We start from the raw sequence: 18,220 nt of genomic DNA, 5'->3' as shown, positions 1-18,220 counted from the left end.
GCGAGCCCCACATGAGCGAAATCATCCTCATCACCGGCGCAGCCGGTGGTATCGGCCAATGCCTGTGCCAGCACCTGATCAAGCGCGATGTACAACTGATCCTCGCGGATCGCGATGCGTCGCGCCTCCAGACCCTGTGCAGCAGCCTCGGCGAGCGCGCCATCCCCTTCGCCATCGACCTCACCGATGAGCAGCAGATCGATGGGCTGATCGCCTTCATCGGTGAACGCTTCGGCCGTCTCGACGTGCTGATCAATAACGCCGCCATCGTGCGCGTGGAGGCCTTCGCGACGCGCAGCAACGCCAGTATTCGCCAGGAGCTGGACGTCAACCTGCTCGCACCGCTGCTCCTGACACGTCAGGCCATCGGCTTGCTCGAAGCCTCCAGCAATGCCCGGCTGGTCACCACCGTATCGATTGCCGGCATCTTCCCGACCATGGAAAGCCCCATCTACAGCGCCAGCAAATTCGGCCTGCGCGGCGCGATGCTGGCACTGGCGCTGGAACTGGCACCACGGGGCATCCAGGTATCCTGCGTGCTGCCCTCGGCCACCGATACGCCGATGCTGCGCCAGGAAGCGATAGATGGCGGCAACGCCCTGCAATTCATGGATCCGCCGCAGTCACCGGAAGACGTCGTACGCACCATCTTGCGTCTGCTCGACAAACCGACCCTGGAAAGCGCCCCCAGGCGTAGCGAGCTCTGGCTGACCAAACTGGCGATGCTCTTCCCCAACCTGCTGCCACGCCTACTGCCGTTTTTCCAGGCCCGCGGCGAACGCGGCCTGCAGCGCTACCTGCAGAATCTGGAAGCGCAGGGGCTGGCCGAGCGCAAGGATGGTAAGTGGAGCCTGGTGAGTAAGGGGTGATTGCCTACATCAGGGCAAGGGAATCTGAGAAACGACGATTCTGAACAGTGATGGCACTGAGGCTACATCCGTCTATGCTCCAGGGTAAATCTGGGGGCGAACAAGCGACGTCCCCATTTATCTGCGGTATTCGCAGAAAGGAAATCCCATGGGAGGGAGTCATGGAGTTCGAAGAAAAGCTGGCCAGCATGGCCGCCAAGATCCGCCAACAGAAATCTGCCATCCAGACAGAGGAAGCGACCAAGACTGCAATCGTCATGCCCTTCATCCAGTCGGTTTTGGGCTACGACGTGTTCAATCCGCTTGAGGTCGTTCCAGAATTCACCGCAGATGTAGGCACAAAGAAAGGCGAAAAAGTCGACTATGCCATCCTGAAAGACGGCGAAATCCAGATACTCATCGAGAGCAAAAAGATTGGCGAGGCGTTGAACATCAATCACGCCAGCCAGCTGTTCCGCTACTTCCATGTGACGAACGCGAGGATTTCCATCCTGACTAATGGTCAAGTCTACAAATTCTTCACAGACCTGGACGCTCCGAACAAGATGGACGAGAAGCCGTTCCTCGAACTGGATCTCTTGGAGATCGACGACCATGCCATCCCGGAACTCCAGAAGCTTACAAAGTCCGCATTCGATGTCGACTCGATCATCAGTGCGGCTGGCGAGCTCAAGTACGTTGGCCAGATCAAGCGTGTCCTCGCCTCTCAATTCAGCCAGCCGGATGAAGACTTCGTTCGCTTCTTCGCCTCCCGCGTGTACGAGGGGATCATCACCCAAAAGGTGCGCGACCAATTCGCCCTGCTCACTCGAAAGGCTGCTTCCCAGTTTCTGAGTGATCAGATTAACGAGCGCCTCAAGTCTGCAATTACCGGAAGCTCTCAGCAGATCCTTGTGGCCCAGGCTCAAGCTGAACAACCAGCGGCCAAGCCACAGGACGAGGCTGAGGAAAAAGATCGGATCGTAACCACTGCCGAAGAGATCGAGGGCTACACCATCGTCAAGGCCATCGTACGAGCCGAGGTCGACGTCAAGCGCATTGCTGCCCGCGATACGCAGAGCTACTTCGGTATTCTACTGGACGACAACAACCGCAAGCCCATAGCCCGCCTACACTTCAACCGCACACAGAAATACCTCGGGACGTTCGATGCCGATAAGAACGAAACCCGCCACCCCATCGAATCGCTGGATGACATTTTCTCTCATGCTGATGCGTTGAGAGCGACCGCCAAGTCATATGACGCCCCCGAATAGGGAAAACCTAATTTTTCAAAAAAGCGACGTAATACGACCCGCAATCAAGCCTACATATACCCAAACGCATACCTAAAATGAGTATATGTAGGGAGGCATGCGGGAATATACAGGCACAAAAAACCGGCTAAAAAGGCCGGTTTGCTTGGGTTTCAGAGTCATGCGGGAACATCTGAAAACATGTCAATGGTGCCCGAAGCCGGACTCGAACCGGCACGCCCTTGCGAGCGAGAGATTTTAAGTCTCCTGCGTCTACCGATTTCGCCATTCGGGCGGTAGCGCTGTGCGAAGGGCGGACTATATACAGCCCTCCGCGTCCTCGCAAGGCATCTGGGGATATGCCAGGGAGAATGAAAAAAGCCTCGTAAATCACTGATCTACGAGGCTTTCTATTGGAGGCTGAGGTCGGAATCGAACCGGCGTTCACGGATTTGCAATCCGGTGCATAACCACTCTGCAACTCAGCCTTTGATCGCACGAACCGCCTTGGCGATTCGTTTAAAACTGGAGCGGGAAACGAGACTCGAACTCGCGACCCCGACCTTGGCAAGGTCGTGCTCTACCAACTGAGCTATTCCCGCTTGTCTTGTCGACGGGCGCCATTCTATAGATTCGAAATCTGCCGTCAACCCTTTGATTCAAAAATACTTATTTCTTTTCCGAGGTGGTGCTCAGATGAGGCCAGGCAGCCAGCAGGTACTGCAGCATCGACCACAATGTCAGCACGGCGGCGACAACCAGCAGGATGTATCCGAGCACCACCCAGAAGGTGAATACCGGCGGATTGCCGAGCAGGATGACCAACGCCAGCATCTGCGCCGCCGTTTTCCACTTGCCAAGATTGGAAACGGCCACATGGGCACGGGCGCCCAGCTCTGCCATCCATTCACGCAGCGCTGATACCACGATCTCGCGGCCAATGATGACGACCGCAGCCAGGGTCAGCCACAGGTTGGAGTGTTCGGCCACCAGTAGCACCAGGGCAACCGCCACCATCAGCTTGTCGGCCACCGGATCGAGGAACGCGCCAAAAGGCGTGCTCTGCTCCCAGCGGCGCGCCAGGTAGCCGTCGAGCCAGTCGGTGGCAGCGGCGATGGCGAAGACCATGCTGGCGGCCCAGTAGCTCCACGAGAATGGCATGTAGAACAGCAGGATGAAGACGGGGATCAGTAGAACCCGAAGCACGGTAAGCAGATTGGGGATATTCATCGGCACAACTGGGCGGTGAGGTGATCGAGCATTCTACTCGCTGTGCAGGGTGGCATAAATCGACTCAGCAAGCTTTTTGCTGATTCCCGGCGCTTTGGCGATTTCCTCGGCGCTGGCCCGCGACAACTCCTGCAGACCACCGAAGTGATTGAGCAGCTCGCGCCGGCGCTTCGGGCCGATGCCCGCGACCTCTTCTAAGCTGGATGTCCGCCGCGCCTTGCCACGCCGAGCACGGTGCCCGGTGATGGCGAAACGGTGGGACTCATCGCGGATTTGCTGAATAAGGTGCAAGGCCGGCGAGTTACCCGGCAGCGTGAATTCGTGCTCGGCATCATTGAGGTAAAGCACTTCCAGCCCCGGTTTACGGGTGGTGCCCTTGGCGACGCCGAGCAGGATCAGATCGGGCACGGCCAGCTCCTGCAGCACCTCGCGGGCCATGGCCAACTGTCCCTTGCCACCGTCGACCAACAGCACGTCCGGCAACTTGCCTTCGCCATCGCGCACTTTGCTGAAACGCCGCGTCAGTGCCTGATGCATGGCGGCGTAGTCATCGCCTGGGGTAATGCCTTCGATATTGAAGCGGCGGTAGTCTGATTTCAGCGGCCCTTCGGGGCCGAACACAACGCACGATGCAACCGTCGCTTCGCCACTGGAATGACTGATATCGAAGCACTCCATGCGCTGTGGTGGCTCGTCCAGCTGCAGAACGACAGCCAGGGCCTCGAAACGCTCAGCGAGATGTTGCCGATTGGCCAGGCGAGCATTCAGGGCCTGCTCGGCATTGGTCACCGCCAATTGCTGCCAGCGTGCACGAGTACCGCGCACGCGATGGCTGATGCTCAGGCTGCGGCCGCGCAACGACTCGACGGCCTCGATCAACGTTGGGAAGTCGTCGTGCAGGACGTTGACGATCAGCTCGCCCGGCAGGTCGCGCTCGGCATTACCCAGGTAGTACTGCGCCAGGAAGGCCATGAGTACGTCTGCACCCTCCTCCTCAATCGCCACTTGCGGGAAGAAGTTCTTGCTGCCGAGCACGCGTCCGCCACGCACGCTGATCAGATGTACGCAAGCACCACCTGGAGTGAGCATCACGGCGACAACATCGACGTCCCCCGTGCCGCCCTCCATGCTCTGTTGATCCTGGACGCGGCGCAGCAGGGAAATCTGGTCGCGCAGTTCGGCGGCGCGCTCGAATTCCAGAGCCATCGCGGCCTTTTCCATGCTCGCCGAGAGTTCTTCGCTCAGCGCATTGCTGCGCCCATCGAGGAACATCACCGAGTGGCGCACATCTTCCGCATACTCCTCTGCCGAGACGAGGCCCACGCAAGGCCCCTTGCAGCGCTTGATCTGGTACTGCAGGCAAGGCCGGGTGCGATTGCGGTAATAGCTGTCCTCGCATTGGCGCACAAGGAAGGTCTTTTGCAGCAGGCTGAGGCTTTCGCGAATCGCCAGTGCGCTCGGATAAGGGCCGAAATAACGCCCCTTGGCCTTTTTCGCGCCACGATGGATGCCGAGACGCGGAAAGTCGCCATCGGAGAGGAATACGTAGGGATAGGACTTATCGTCGCGCAGCAGGATGTTGTAGGGCGGACGCCACTGCTTGATCAGCGTCTGTTCCAGCAGCAACGCCTCGGTTTCATTGGCGGTGATGGTGGTTTCGATCTGCGCGATACGCGTGACCAGCGCAGCCGTCTTCGGCGCCTGGCCGGTCTTGCGGAAATAGCTGGCAAGGCGCTTCTTGAGGTTCTTGGCCTTGCCCACGTAAAGCAGCTTGGCCTCGGCATCGAACATGCGATAGACGCCGGGACGGCCACTGCAGGTCGCCAGGAAGGCACTCGAATCGAAAACGGACATTTAGCTGACGGCGTCGACCATGCCGTGACGTACGGCGAGCAGAGCCAATTCGACGTCGCTGGTAATGGAGAGCTTTTCGAAGATCCGATAACGGTAGGTATTCACCGTCTTCGGCGACAGGCACAGCTTGTCAGAGATGTTCTGCACCTTGTGGCAGTTGGCAATCATCAGGGCGATCTGAATTTCCCGCTCGGAGAGCAGATCGAACGGCGAACTGCCGCTTTGCGGCTGGAAGGATTTCAACGCCAGCTGCTGAGCGATCTGCGGGTCGATGTAGCGCTGACCGGCGAACACCAGGCGAATGGCCTGCACCATTTCGTCGAGCGCGGCGCCCTTGGTCAGATAACCAGCAGCACCGGCCTGTAGCAGGCGCGTGGGGAACGGGTCTTCTTCGCAGACGGTAACGGCGACGACCTTGATGTCGGGGTAGCTGCGCATCATCTTGCGGGTGGCTTCGAGGCCGCCGATGCCGGGCATCTTGACGTCCATCAGGACGACATCTGGCTTGAGCTCGCGCACCTTGAGCAGCGCTTCTTCACCGGTGGACGCTTCGCCAACCACTTGCAGGCCGTCGATATCGGCAAGCATCCGGGTAATACCTGTGCGAACCAGATCGTGGTCATCGACCACCAGGACCTTAATCAATCGGCCACCTCGTGCACCTTGTCAGCCACCAGGAACGGCGGCGATCAACCTGTCGGCCACCTTAACAAATAATTCGAGGCCGAACCTAGCTTGGCGCATAACAGTCAAAAAGCAAACGCCAGAATTCGGGCTGCCATTTGAGCATGGGAAGAATTGGCGGAGGCGGTGAGATTCGAACTCACGGATAGTTGCCCATCGACGGTTTTCAAGACCGTTGCCTTAAACCACTCGGCCACACCTCCGCTGCAGTGCGGGCGGCAATCTTACCGGAACGCAACACGCTGTCAAACTCTCGTGATTGGCAGCTCGGTTGCCTCTGTTATGATCCGGGTCAATGTTCAATCGGCATCCCTTTTTTGCCACAGGAGCGTCGCCATGCAAGAGCAAGACTATGCACTGAACCATTCGCAGGCCCAGCAACTGGAGGTCAGCAAGGTGTTGCGCAACACCTACGGCCTGCTGGCCATCACTCTTGCGTTCAGCGGCCTGGTTGCCTTCCTCAGCCAGCGTGCGAACGCCCCCTACCCGAACATCATCGTCTTGCTGGCTGGTTTCTACGGCCTGTTCTTCCTGACCTACAAGCTGCGTGACTCGGCCTGGGGCCTGGTATCTACCCTCGCCCTTACCGGCTTCATGGGCTACACGCTGGGCCCGATCCTCAACCGCTATCTGGGCATGGCCAATGGCGCGGAAGTCATCAGCTCGGCGTTCTCCATGACCGCACTGGTGTTCTTCGGCTTGTCCGCCTACGTGCTCACCACCCGCAAGGACATGAGCTTCCTCAGCGGCTTCATCACTGCGGGCTTCTTCGTCCTGCTCGGTGCCGTGGTGGCCAGCTTCTTCTTCCAGATCAGCGGTCTGCAACTGGCGATCAGCGCTGGTTTCGTACTGTTCTCCTCGGTGTGCATCCTGTTCCAGACCAGCGCCATCATCCATGGTGGTGAACGCAACTACATCATGGCCACCATCAGCCTGTACGTCTCCATCTACAACCTGTTCGTCAGCCTGTTGCAGATCTTCGGCATCATGGGCGGCGACGACTGATCGGCCCGCAATGTCCTGAAGCCCGCCTCGGCGGGCTTTTTCATGCGTGTGATTTTTCCCGAGCCGCTATCGGGCTTATCATGGCGCTGTTTTCCGTACCGGATTTGCCATGAAGTTCGCCATCGCCTTGTTCTCCCCTCCTCACGCCCCCGCCTCGCGACGAGCTCTGCGCTTTGCCGAGACGGTCATCGCCGGTGGCCACGAGATCGTCCGTCTGTTCTTCTACCAGGACGGCGTACACAGTGCTGCCAGTAATGTGGTCGCGCCCCAGGACGAACTGGATCTGACCCGGGAGTGGCGCGAATTCGTCACCCACAATGATCTGGATGCCGTGGTGTGCATCGCCGCAGCACTGCGACGTGGCGTGCTCGATGGCGCGGAGGCCCAGCGCTATGCCCGCCCCGCCGCCAACCTGCATGCGCCCTGGGAGCTTTCCGGCCTCGGGCAATTGCATGAGGCCACGCAACAGGCCGATCGGCTGATCTGCTTCGGAGGTCATTGATGAGCAAGTCCCTGCTGATCATCAGTCGCCAGGCACCCTGGAGCGGCCCGGGCGCACGTGAGGCACTGGACATCGCCCTGGCCGGCGGCGCCTTCGACCTACCCATCGGCCTGCTGTTTCTCGATGATGGGGTATTCCAGCTCATTGCCGGGCAACAGCCTGGGCAACTGCAGCAAAAAGACCTCGGCGCCAACCTGCAGGCGCTGCCGATGTTCGGCGTCGAGTCGCTCTATGCCAGCCAGCACAGCCTGAGCGAACGCGGCCTGGGTGATGCCGAACTGAATCTGGCGGTACAGCGGCTCGACGACAGCGCGCTGACTGCCCTACTCGACCGCTATGACCAGGTGATCACGCTCTGATGGCCATCCTGCACATTCTCTCTCATTCGCCGTTCACCGATAGTCGCCTGAGCAGTTGCCTGCGTTTGCTGGAGGCAGGCGATGCCCTGCTGCTCACGGGCGATGCGGTCTACGCGCTGCAGTCCGGCACCGCCCATCTGCAAGCGCTGCAAGGGATGCCCGGTAATGTCGCGCTCTACGCACTGGACGAAGACCTCGCCGCACGCGCCCTGCAGGCGCCCGAGCGTGCCCTGGTGGTGGACTATGCGCAATTCGTCGAGCTCTGCACTCGTTATGACAAGGTCAACAGTTGGCTATGAGCACACTCAACGTCGCCGGACGTGATATCGCCCTGGACAAGGACGGCTACCTGATCGATCTGCAGGACTGGTCACGCCCCGTAGCCGAGGCACTGGCTGCAGCGGAAGACCTGCAACTGAGCGCGGAGCACTGGGAAATCCTCGATCTACTGCGCGCGTTCTATGCCGAATTTCAGCTGTCACCGGCCAACCGCCCGCTGATCAAATACGTGGCGCTCAAGCTCGGCCCGGAGAAAGGCAACAGCCTGCACCTCAATCGCCTGTTCAACGGCACCCCAGCCAAACTCGCGGCGAAGCTCGCCGGCCTGCCGAAACCGACCAATTGCCTATGAACCTGATCACGCCCGCCGAGCACCCCTTCGCCCAATACGTGCGGATTCTCGGCAAAGGCAAACGCGGCGCTCGCGGCCTGACCCGCGAGGAAGCCCGCGAGGCCATGTCCCTTCTGCTCGCGGGCAGGGTCGAAGACACCCAGCTCGGCGCCTTCCTCATGTTGCTGCGACACAAGGAGGAAAGCGCCGAGGAGCTGGCCGGCTTCACCGACGCGATCCGCCAGCAGCTCGCTGCGCCCCCCATCGCGGTCGATCTGGACTGGCCGAGCTATGCCGGCAAGAAACGCCATCTCCCCTGGTATCTGTTGGCAGCCAAAGCGCTGGCGGGCAGCGGTGTGCGCATCTTCATGCACGGCGGTGGCGCCCACACTGCTGGCCGCCTGTATACCGAGCAGTTGCTCGATATGCTCGGCATCGCCACGGCACATGATTGGTCATCGGTGTCGAACGCGCTCGAGCAGCATAATCTGGCCTTCGCCTATCTCGGCGACTGGCTGCCGCCGCTGCAGCGCATGATCGACCTGCGCAACACCCTCGGCCTGCGCTCGCCCATCCACTCACTGGCCCGCGTCATCAATCCGCTCTCCGCGCGCTGCGGTTTGCAGAGCATTTTCCACCCCGGCTACCAGGCCGTGCACCGCGAGGCCAGTCGCCTGCTGGGCGATCCCGCCATCGTCATCAAGGGCGAAGGTGGAGAGATCGAGGTCAATCCGGATGCCACGACTCAACTTTTCGGCACGCAGGATGGCATCGCCTGGGACGAGGAATGGCCAGCCCTGTCGCCGCAACGCCACGTCAAACCGGAGAGCCTGCAGCCCGCCCAACTGCTGGCCGTGTGGCGCGGTGAGAGCGAGGACGCCTATGGCCGCCTGGCCATTCTGGCAACCATGGCCCTGGCCTTGCGCGCCCTCGGGCTGCCCAGGGCGCAGGCCTTCGCCGAAGCGGAAAAACGCTGGACCGAACGAGATAGATCGAAATAACGATTTATTTAGTACGGCTTTTTCCACCTATCCATCGAAACGATCACGATAGACTGCAGGCTCATTTGCTAGAAAGAGGTACGCGAAATGGGCTTGCTGATCGAAGGACAGTGGCGTGACCAGTGGTATGACACCGGCAAGAGCGGTCGTTTCCAGCGGGAAAATGCCCAGCGCCGCAACTGGATCACCGCCGACGGCGCAGCCGGGCCCAGTGGTGAGGCGGGTTTCAAGGCCGAAGCCGGTCGCTACCACTTATACGTTTCCCTCGCCTGCCCCTGGGCCCATCGCACGCTGATCCTGCGCAAGATCAAGGGCCTGGAAAGCTTGATCGATGTGTCCGTGGTCAGTTGGCTGATGCGCGAGCAAGGCTGGACGTTCGATCCCGCTCATGGCTCCAGCGGCGACGCTCTGGACGGCTTCGACTATCTACACCAGCGCTACACCGCCGATGACGCCCAGTACACTGGCCGCGTAACCGTACCGCTCTTGTGGGACAAACAGCAGCAACGCATCGTCAGCAATGAATCGGCGGAGATCATCCGCATGTTCAACTCGGCGTTCGATGGCCTGACCGGCAATAACCTGGATTTCTACCCTGAGCCGCTGCGCGAGCGCATCGAGCAGCTCAATGAGCGCATCTACCCGGCAGTGAACAATGGCGTCTACCGCGCCGGCTTCGCCACTACCCAGACGGCCTACGAAGAAGCCTTCGACGAGCTGTTTGTGGCCCTGGACGAGCTCGACGCCCTGCTCGGTGATCAACGCTACCTGGCTGGCGAATACCTGACCGAAGCCGACATTCGCCTGTTCACCACGCTGATTCGCTTCGATGCCGTCTACCATGGGCACTTCAAGTGCAACCTGCGCCGCCTTGAGGACTACGGCAATCTCGCCAGTTGGCTGCGCGAGCTGTATCAGTGGCCGGGGATTGCCGAGACCGTGGACTTCACCCACATCAAAGGCCATTACTATGCCAGTCACGCCACCATCAACCCGACGGGGATCATCCCCAAAGGGCCGAAGCAGGACTTCAATCGCAAGCATGATCGCCAGCGCTTATCCGGCAAAGGAGTCTACACCGCCTAATCGGGTGCGCCGATGGATGAGCTGACTCATCCATCGGCGCACAAGGTTCAGGCGTCGGCTTGCAGGCCTTCGAACCAGGCGAGCTTGTCACGCAAGGTTACGACCTCACCGACGATCACCAGCGTTGGTGCGTGCACTTCATGCTCGGCGACCAGCGCCGGCAGGGTTGCCAGACTGCCGGTGAACACGCGCTGATTTTGCGTGGTGCCCTGCTGCACCAGCGCTGCAGGTGTTTCAGCATCGCGACCATGGGCGATCAGTTGTGCGCAGATGTCTGGCAGGCCGACCAGCCCCATGTAGAACACCAGGGTCTGCCCCGGCGCCACCAGATCCTTCCACGGCAGGTTGCTGCTGCCATCCTTGAGGTGGCCGGTGACGAAGCGCACGGACTGAGCATGGTCGCGATGGGTCAGTGGAATACCGGCGTAGGCGGCACAGCCCGAGGCCGCGGTGATACCAGGCACAACCTGGAAAGGAATGCCTTCGGCGGCCAACTGCTCGATCTCTTCCCCGCCGCGGCCGAAGATGAACGGATCGCCGCCCTTGAGGCGCAATACACGCTTGCCTTCACGGGCCAGATCGATCAGCAACTGGTTGATCTGCTCCTGCGGCACGGCATGGTCAGCGCGACGCTTGCCGACATAGATGCGTTCGGCATCACGACGGCACAGGTCGATGATCGGCGCCGCCACGAGGCGGTCGTAGAGCACTACATCGGCCTGTTGCATCAGACGCAGGGCACGAAAGGTCAGCAGATCCGGATCGCCGGGACCGGCGCCCACCAGATAAACCTCACCCAGCGCACGTGGCGCAGCACCGGCCAGACGTTCTTCGAGCAGCCGCTCGCCTTCGGCAGGCTTGCCGGCGAATACGCTCTCGGCAATCTGCCCCTGGAACACGTCTTCCCAGAACACGCGGCGCTGCTGCACATCCGGGAACATCAGTTTGACTCGCTCACGGAAACGCTTGCCTAGGTTGGCCAATTGGCCATAGGTGGCCGGAATCCAGGTTTCGATCTTGGCGCGGATCAGGCGAGCCAGTACCGGGGCATCGCCACCGCTGCTGACGGCAACGATCAGCGGGGAACGGTCGACGATGGCCGGGAAGATCACGCTGCACAGCGCCGGCGCGTCGACCACGTTGACCGGGATGCCCAGCGCCTGTGCTTCAGCAGAGATCCGCGCATTGAGTGGCTCATCGTCGGTGGCGGCGATGACCAGCCCAACGCCCTGCAGATCATCGGTCTGGTAACCGCGCAGGAACATACCCTGCTCGCCGGCCATGGTCTGCAGTTCGCTGCGGATATCGGGCGCCACGACGCGCAGTTGCGCGCCGGCCTCGGCCAGCAGGCGCGCTTTGCGCAGCGCAACCTCGCCACCGCCGACGACCAGCACCGGGCGCTCTTTGAGCTTGTGAAATAGCGGAAGAAATTCCATGAAGCAGCCTCGCGCTGCAAGCCACAAGCTTCAAGCTCATGTTGCAGCTTGGGGCTTGCAGCTCGCGGCCGTAGTTAGATGACGTCGATACCGCCCATGTAGGGCTTGAGCACTTCCGGCACGCGGATGCTGCCGTCGGCTTGCTGGTAGTTCTCCAATACCGCCACCAGAGTGCGGCCAACCGCCAGGCCGGAACCGTTGAGGGTATGCACCAGCTCGGTCTTGCCGGTTTCCGGGTTGCGGTAGCGCGCCTGCATGCGGCGCGCCTGGAAGTCGCCACAGTTGGAGCAGGAGGAAATCTCGCGGTATTTGTCCTGGCTTGGCACCCAGACTTCCAGGTCGTAGGTCTTGGTCGCGCCAAAGCCCATGTCGCCGGTGCACAGGGAGAGAACGCGATACGGCAGTTCCAGCGCCTGCAGCACACGCTCGGCGTTGGCAGTCAGACCTTCCAGCGCCTCGTAGGATTTGCTCGGCTCGACGATCTGCACCATCTCGACCTTGTCGAACTGATGCTGACGAATCATGCCGCGGGTGTCACGCCCGGACGCACCCGCCTCGCTGCGGAAGCAGGGCGTATGGGCGACGAACTTGAGTGGCAGTTGCTTGGCGTCGAGGATCTCGCCGGCAACGATGTTGGTCAGCGAAACCTCAGCCGTCGGGATCAGGTAGAAGTCGGCCTCACCTTCGCGGGTGATCTTGAACAGGTCTTCCTCGAACTTCGGCAACTGGCCAGTGCCCATCAGCGCCGGGGCCTGTACCAGGTACGGGGTGTAGGCTTCTTCGTAGCCGTGCTCGGCGGTGTGCAGGTTGATCATGAACTGCGCCAGGGCGCGGTGCAGGCGAGCGATCGGCCCGCGCAGCAGCGCAAAGCGGGCGCCGGACAGTTTGGCGGCGGTCTCGAAATCCAGCCAGCCATGCTGCTCGCCCAGGGCGACGTGATCCTTGATCTCGAAATCGAAGGCACGGGGGATGCCCCAGCGACGCACCTCGACGTTGCCTTCTTCATCCTCGCCCACCGGCACCGACTCGTGCGGCAGGTTGGGAATGGTCAGCATCAGGTGATCGAGCTCGGCCTGGATGCCGTCCAGCTCGCGCTTGGCCTCGTCCAGCTCGTTACCCATGCGGTCGACATCGGCCAACAGCGGCGCAATGTCCTCACCGCGGGCCTTGGCCTGGCCAATGGATTTGGAGCGGCTGTTGCGCTCGGCCTGCAACTGCTCGGTACGCACCTGTACCGACTTGCGCTGACTCTCCAGAGCCTCGAAGCGGGCGACGTCGAGGGCGAAGCCGCGCGTGGCAAGGCGCTCGGCGATTTCGGTGAGTTGCGTGCGGACGAGTTTGGAATCGAGCATGTTCGGGTCTCAATACATCGGCGAAAAAGAGTACGGCCAGCCAGCTGGCGCGGGTGGTGGAGTGTAAAGCCTTAGCGGGTCAGGACGCCAATCGAGCCAGGCTCAAACCGGCCCAGGCTGCGAGCAGACCGCCCAGGATGCTGAATGCCAGATAACCCATGGCCTCCGGGGCGCGGCCGCCTTCCAGCAGCTTCATGATTTCCAGGCTGAACGAGGAAAAAGTGGTGAAGCCGCCCAGCACGCCGGTGATCAGCCCGGTGCGTAGCTCCAGGGGCAGGTCGGTGCGCGTCAGGAACAGCCCCGACAGCAGGCCGATCAGCAGGCAGCCCAGGATATTCACTGCTAGCGTGCCCAGATAGAAATGGCGCGGCCAATTGCCCGCCACCCAACTGGCGGCCAGAAAGCGCAGCACGGAACCGAAAGCGCCACCAGCGGCAACGGCAAGCGCGACACGAATCATGGTTTTCTCCTTTGTCTTGGGCTGCTGGCATCTAGGCTGCGCAGATGTTTGAGCTTCTCGCGAATCTTCGATTCCAAGCCTCGTGGCACCGGTTGGTAATACTCTCGCGGCTCCATTTCATCGGGGAAATACACTTCACCGGCAGCATAGGCATTGGGCTCATCGTGGGCGTATCGGTATTCCTCGCCATAGCCGAGCTGCTGCATCAGCTTGGTCGGTGCATTGCGCAGGTGCAGTGGCACCTCCAGCGAGCCGAACTCGGCGACATCCCGCTTGGCAGCCTTGATACCCAGGTAAACGGCATTGCTCTTGGCCGCGCAGGCGAGGTAGGTCACCGCCTGAGCCAGCGCAAGATCGCCCTCTGGGCTGCCCAGGCGCTTGACCGCATCCCAGGCAGCCAGGCACAGCGGCAACGCTCGCGGGTCGGCATTACCGATGTCCTCGCTGGCCATGGCGACGATACGTCGGCAGATATAGGCCGGATCGCAGCCGCCGTCGAGCATGCGCGCCAGCCAGTACAGCGCACCATCGGGGTTGGAGCCGCGCACAGACTTGTGCAGCGCACTGATCTGGTCGTAGAAGGCTTCGCCGCCCTTGTCGAACCGGCGGCGACTATCGCCCAGCAGGTTTTGCAGCGACGCCACGCCGATCTCACCGCCATCCTCGGCCAGGTCGGCAGCATTCTCGAGGAAATTGAGCAGACGCCGGCCATCGCCATCGGCGGCAGCCAGAAGAATCTGGAAGGCCTCATCTGGCAGGCTGAGATGACGCTCGCCAAGGCCCTTCGGATCACTCAGGGCACGATTGACCAGCTTGCGCATGGCCGCCTCGTCGAGGCTCTTCAGCACATAGACGCGGGCGCGCGACAGCAGCGCATTGTTCAGCTCGAACGAGGGGTTTTCTGTGGTGGCGCCGATGAAGATCAACGTGCCGTCTTCCACATAGGGCAGAAAGGCGTCCTGCTGGCTCTTGTTGAAGCGGTGCACTTCGTCGACGAAAAGAATGGTGCGTCGGCCGTACTGAGCGGCGTGCTGCTGAGCCACTTCGACAGCCTGGCGAATTTCCTTCACCCCGGACAAGACGGCGGAAATGGTCTCGAAATGCGCATCGGTGACCTTGGCCAGCAGGCGCGCCAGGGTGGTCTTGCCGACGCCAGGCGGCCCCCAGAAGATCATCGAATGCAAAGCGCCCTGCTCCAGCGCCTCGCGCAGCGGTTTGCCCGGCCCCAGCACGTGCTCCTGGCCGACGTATTCGTCCAGGCTGGTCGCACGCAAACGCGCAGCCAGAGGCTGCGCGACGGGTTGGCGGCCGAACAGATCCACGGCTTACTCCTGAATGACGTCCGCGCCTTCCGGAATGTCGAAGGTGAACAGGTGATCCTCGACTGGCTCGTTCATCTTCACATTGAGGAACAGGATGTTGGTGCGCTGACCGATGCTGTCGATCAGTTGCATGTCATTGAGCACACGATTGCGGAACGACAGGCGCAGGCTGTCGAACAGGCTGTCCTTGGCCTTGGGCTTGAGGATGAAGTCGACCACGTTGCCGCCTTCCTTGTACTCGATGTCGAAGTTCTCGCGAATCTGCGATACATCGCCGGACAGCAACAGCGCCGGGGTGTGAGTCAGGCGCTGGTCGAGCGTCTGAATGGTGACCTGCTGCAGATCCGGGTCATACAGCCAGACCTTCTGACCATTGGAAACCAGCAGCTGCTCCATCGGCTGGTCGGTGTGCCAACGGAACAGCCCTGGGCGTTTGAGCACGAGCTGGCCGGCAGTTTCCTGCAGCTGAGTGCCGCTGGCATCGAGCGTCAGTTGAGAGAAGCGAGCGCTGATAGTCTTGGCCTGACTGAGCAACTCGGTCAGGCGCTGGGTCGCTGCATCTTCGTCGGCATGCGCCGGCAGCAGGGTAAAGCTCAGGGCAGCCAGCATCAGCAGGCGGATAAATCGCATATAAAAAACCTCGTCAGTCCGTAAGAGGATCAATCGCGGGATGGCCCGGGCGCGATCACTTCGCGCGAGCCATTGGTGTTCATCGGGGTTACCACGCCAGCCATCTCCATGGCCTCGATCATTCGCGCCGCGCGGTTGTAACCGATCTTGAGTTTGCGTTGTACGGCGGAAATGGACGCGCGGCGGCTTTCCAGCACGAAGTTGACGGCCTCGTCGTAGAGCGGATCTTCCTCGCTGCCCTCACTGCCCTCACCGCTGCCACCCCCTTCGAAGCCGCTGCCACTCTCTTCGGCACCGGCGAGGATGTCTTCGATGTAGTCCGGCGCACCACGTTGCTTCCAGGCCTCGACCACGCGATGAACCTCATCGTCGGAGACGAAAGCACCATGCACCCGAATCGGCAGACCGGTCCCCGGCGGCAGGTAGAGCATATCGCCGTGGCCGAGCAGCTGTTCGGCGCCGCCCTGATCGAGGATGGTGCGCGAATCGATCTTGCTCGATACCTGGAAGGCCATACGTGTCGGGATGTTGGCCTTGATCAGACCGGTGATCACGTCCACCGACGGGCGCTGGGTAGCGAGGATCAAATGGATACCAGCCGCCCGCGCCTTCTGTGCGATACGTGCGATCAGCTCTTCGACCTTCTTGCCGACGATCATCATCATGTCGGCGAACTCGTCGACGACAACGACGATGGTCGGCAGCGTTTTCAGATGCGGCGGCTCGTCATCCATCGACTCGCGCTTATACAGCGGATCATGCAGCGGCGTGCCGGCCTCGATGGCGTCCTTCACCTTGCGGTTGAAGCCCGCCAGGTTACGCACCCCCATGGCCGCCATCAGCTTGTAGCGACGCTCCATCTCGGCGACCGACCAGCGCAGCGCGTTCGCCGCTTCCTTCATGTCGGTGACCACCGGGCAGAGCAGGTGCGGAATGCCTTCGTAGATCGACAGTTCGAGCATCTTCGGGTCGATCATGATCATCCGCGCCTCTTCCGGCGTGGACTTGAACAGCACCGACAGGATCATGGCGTTGACGCCCACCGACTTACCGGAGCCGGTGGTACCGGCGACCAACAGGTGGGGCATCTTGGCCAGGTCAGCGATGACCGGGCGGCCACCGATATCGTGGCCCAGCGCCAGGGTGACCGGCGACTTGGCGTCGTCGTATTCGCTGGAGGACAACACCTCGGAGAAGCGCACGATCTGGCGATCCTCGTTGGGCACCTCGATGCCCACCGTGGTCTTGCCGGGAATCACCTCGACCACGCGCACGCTGACCATGGCCATCGAGCGCGCCAGATCCTTGGCCAGGTTGGAAATGCGACTGACCTTCACACCGGCGGCGGGCTGAATTTCGAAACGGGTGATCACTGGGCCCGGATGTACTGACTCGACCACCACGTCGACACCGAATTCCTTGAGCTTGATCTCCAGCAGGCGCGACATGGCCTCCAGCGATTCCGGGGAAAACTGCTTCTGCTTCTTCTCGGCGACATCGAGGATGGAAATCGGCGGCAGGCTGCCTTCGATAGCCGTATCGACAAACAGCGGTGCCTGCTTTTCCTTGAGTACGCGCTTGCTCGGCTCGGCCGGTTTCGGCGGGGCTGGCGGGGTGATCACCGGAGCCGGACGCTTGTCGCGCTCGCTCATGTGCTTGCTCAGTGATTCTTCACGCTCGAGCAGGCGCTCCTTGACCTTGGCCTGCTCGCGACGATCTGGAACGACGGGCGCTGCCACCTCGATAACACGCTCATCCAGCTCGCGCAGCTGCGCCACCATCTGCTTGCGCTCGCTGCGCGAACTCCACCAGCCGCTGATTATGCCGTGCACCAGCTCGATCAAATCCAGCGTGATCTTGCCGGTAAGATCCATGACCTTGAACCAGGACAGATCGGTAAAGACGGTCAAACCAAAGAGGAACAAGGCCAGGAACAGCAGCGTGCTGCCCTCGACGTTGAGTGCCTCTTTCGCCAGCTCGCCCAGGCTGGCGCCCAGCATGCCGCCGCCAGAGCCTTGCATCCCGGCGGCCGGATCGAAATGAATATGTGCCAGCACGGCACCGGAAAGGATCAGGAACACCAGGCCGATGCTGTGCCAGGAAAATAGCCAGCCATTCCACTGCCAAGGCTGGTTGCGCGTGCGAAACACCTGCCAGGTCTTGGTGCCCAGCAGCAACGGGAAGATGTAGGCGAAATAGCCCAGCGCGCCGAACAGCGCGCTGGACAGCCAGGCGCCGATGCTCCCGCCCGCATTGAGGATGTGCTGGACTTGCACGCTGTTATCCCAGGCGGGATCCGACACGCTGTAGGTCACCAGCGTCATCAGTACGTACAGACACAACGCCGCCAGGGCGATCAGGGCGCCCTCCTTCAGTCGGTACTGAAGTTTCAGGCGCCAATCCGGATTCTGGGAGGTGGAATTCTTCAAAACAGCCGTATCCTGCGCTCTTGGCGCGTCCATCGATGGTTACCGCACAGAGCGGGTATTGTACGGGTTTGCCCGTGCGCTGCCAGAACCGACACCGTTATCGACATGCTGCAGCGCTCCCGCAGCCGCGTTCCTTCGGTGTAGCATAGCCGGCAG

18 protein-coding genes and 4 tRNA genes are annotated in these 18,220 nt (G+C 61.2%); 9 read left to right on the top strand and 13 right to left on the bottom strand.

Features of this window, described 5'->3' with window-relative positions:
• Positions 1–11: 11 nt before the first annotated feature.
• Positions 12–869 carry an SDR family NAD(P)-dependent oxidoreductase gene (locus ACODS1_RS04065; protein WP_489084636.1) on the top strand — a complete coding sequence of 286 codons (858 nt, stop codon included), beginning with the start codon at positions 12–14 and terminating at the stop codon, positions 867–869.
• Between the two features lie 161 nt (positions 870–1,030).
• Positions 1,031–2,125, top strand: a complete 1,095-nt coding sequence (locus ACODS1_RS04060; protein WP_489084635.1) for a type I restriction endonuclease — start codon at positions 1,031–1,033, stop codon at positions 2,123–2,125.
• Between the two features lie 187 nt (positions 2,126–2,312).
• Here ACODS1_RS04060 and ACODS1_RS04055 read toward each other — a convergent pair.
• From ACODS1_RS04055 to ACODS1_RS04025, 7 genes are all read right to left on the bottom strand, one after another.
• Positions 2,313–2,399 (bottom strand) — tRNA-Leu (locus tag ACODS1_RS04055).
• 119 nt (positions 2,400–2,518) lie between these two features.
• Positions 2,519–2,592, bottom strand: a tRNA-Cys gene (locus tag ACODS1_RS04050).
• A 38-nt stretch (positions 2,593–2,630) separates the two neighbouring features.
• Positions 2,631–2,706, bottom strand: a tRNA-Gly gene (locus ACODS1_RS04045).
• Between the two features lie 67 nt (positions 2,707–2,773).
• On the bottom strand, positions 2,774–3,334 hold the full coding sequence (gene pgsA, locus ACODS1_RS04040) for a CDP-diacylglycerol--glycerol-3-phosphate 3-phosphatidyltransferase (protein WP_322977841.1): 561 nt from the start codon (positions 3,332–3,334) through the stop codon (positions 2,774–2,776).
• 33 nt (positions 3,335–3,367) lie between these two features.
• Positions 3,368–5,188, bottom strand: coding sequence for an excinuclease ABC subunit UvrC (uvrC, locus tag ACODS1_RS04035; RefSeq protein ID WP_489084634.1), 1,821 nt, complete (start codon positions 5,186–5,188; stop codon positions 3,368–3,370).
• Entirely contained in the window at positions 5,189–5,833 is a 645-nt protein-coding gene (gacA, locus tag ACODS1_RS04030; RefSeq protein WP_489084633.1) for a response regulator transcription factor GacA, read from the bottom strand.
• Between the two features lie 154 nt (positions 5,834–5,987).
• Positions 5,988–6,075: transfer RNA gene (locus ACODS1_RS04025), tRNA-Ser, on the bottom strand.
• Between the two features lie 133 nt (positions 6,076–6,208).
• Here ACODS1_RS04025 and ACODS1_RS04020 point away from each other — a divergent pair.
• The 7 genes from ACODS1_RS04020 (at position 6,209) to ACODS1_RS03990 (ending at position 10,435) form a co-directional block, all read left to right on the top strand.
• Positions 6,209–6,877, top strand: coding sequence for a Bax inhibitor-1/YccA family protein (locus ACODS1_RS04020; protein ID WP_489084632.1), 669 nt, complete (start codon positions 6,209–6,211; stop codon positions 6,875–6,877).
• A gap of 109 nt (positions 6,878–6,986) precedes the next feature.
• Positions 6,987–7,379, top strand: a complete 393-nt coding sequence (tusD, locus tag ACODS1_RS04015; RefSeq protein WP_489084631.1) for a sulfurtransferase complex subunit TusD — start codon at positions 6,987–6,989, stop codon at positions 7,377–7,379.
• Positions 7,379–7,738: a sulfurtransferase complex subunit TusC gene (tusC, locus tag ACODS1_RS04010; RefSeq protein ID WP_489084630.1), complete on the top strand. Its 360-nt coding sequence runs from the start codon at positions 7,379–7,381 to the stop codon at positions 7,736–7,738. The genes tusD and tusC overlap by 1 nt, the downstream gene beginning before the upstream one ends.
• Positions 7,738–8,037, top strand: coding sequence for a sulfurtransferase complex subunit TusB (tusB, locus tag ACODS1_RS04005; RefSeq protein ID WP_489084629.1), 300 nt, complete (start codon positions 7,738–7,740; stop codon positions 8,035–8,037). Before tusC ends, tusB begins: the two co-directional genes overlap by 1 nt.
• Positions 8,034–8,369 (top strand): TusE/DsrC/DsvC family sulfur relay protein, encoded by a 336-nt coding sequence (locus ACODS1_RS04000; protein ID WP_489084628.1) that lies wholly within the window; start codon positions 8,034–8,036, stop codon positions 8,367–8,369. Before tusB ends, ACODS1_RS04000 begins: the two co-directional genes overlap by 4 nt.
• Positions 8,366–9,349: a glycosyl transferase family protein gene (locus ACODS1_RS03995; protein WP_489084627.1), complete on the top strand. Its 984-nt coding sequence runs from the start codon at positions 8,366–8,368 to the stop codon at positions 9,347–9,349. Before ACODS1_RS04000 ends, ACODS1_RS03995 begins: the two co-directional genes overlap by 4 nt.
• Positions 9,350–9,436: 87 nt before the next feature.
• A complete protein-coding gene (locus ACODS1_RS03990) occupies positions 9,437–10,435 on the top strand; it encodes a glutathione S-transferase family protein (protein ID WP_489084626.1) in 999 nt (332 codons plus the stop codon).
• Between the two features lie 47 nt (positions 10,436–10,482).
• Here the strand turns inward: ACODS1_RS03990 and cysG are convergent, their stop codons facing one another.
• From cysG to ftsK, 6 genes are all read right to left on the bottom strand, one after another.
• Positions 10,483–11,871 (bottom strand): siroheme synthase CysG, encoded by a 1,389-nt coding sequence (cysG, locus tag ACODS1_RS03985; RefSeq protein ID WP_489084625.1) that lies wholly within the window; start codon positions 11,869–11,871, stop codon positions 10,483–10,485.
• A 74-nt stretch (positions 11,872–11,945) separates the two neighbouring features.
• Entirely contained in the window at positions 11,946–13,223 is a 1,278-nt protein-coding gene (gene serS / locus ACODS1_RS03980) for a serine--tRNA ligase (protein WP_489084624.1), read from the bottom strand.
• Between the two features lie 79 nt (positions 13,224–13,302).
• The gene (gene crcB, locus ACODS1_RS03975) at positions 13,303–13,683 is read right to left on the bottom strand and encodes a fluoride efflux transporter CrcB (protein ID WP_322977853.1); all 381 of its coding nucleotides are present in this window, start codon (positions 13,681–13,683) and stop codon (positions 13,303–13,305) included.
• The gene (locus tag ACODS1_RS03970) at positions 13,680–15,005 is read right to left on the bottom strand and encodes a replication-associated recombination protein A (protein WP_489084623.1); all 1,326 of its coding nucleotides are present in this window, start codon (positions 15,003–15,005) and stop codon (positions 13,680–13,682) included. Before ACODS1_RS03970 ends, crcB begins: the two co-directional genes overlap by 4 nt.
• Before the next feature lie 3 nt (positions 15,006–15,008).
• Entirely contained in the window at positions 15,009–15,635 is a 627-nt protein-coding gene (lolA, locus tag ACODS1_RS03965) for an outer membrane lipoprotein periplasmic chaperone LolA (RefSeq protein WP_322977855.1), read from the bottom strand.
• A gap of 29 nt (positions 15,636–15,664) precedes the next feature.
• Positions 15,665–18,097 carry a DNA translocase FtsK gene (ftsK, locus tag ACODS1_RS03960; RefSeq protein WP_489084622.1) on the bottom strand — a complete coding sequence of 811 codons (2,433 nt, stop codon included), beginning with the start codon at positions 18,095–18,097 and terminating at the stop codon, positions 15,665–15,667.
• Positions 18,098–18,220: the final 123 nt, after the last annotated feature.

The sequence above is a fragment of the Pseudomonas sp. FG29 genome (genome assembly GCF_057809355.1).
This window is presented reverse-complemented; position numbering and strand designations above follow the sequence as displayed.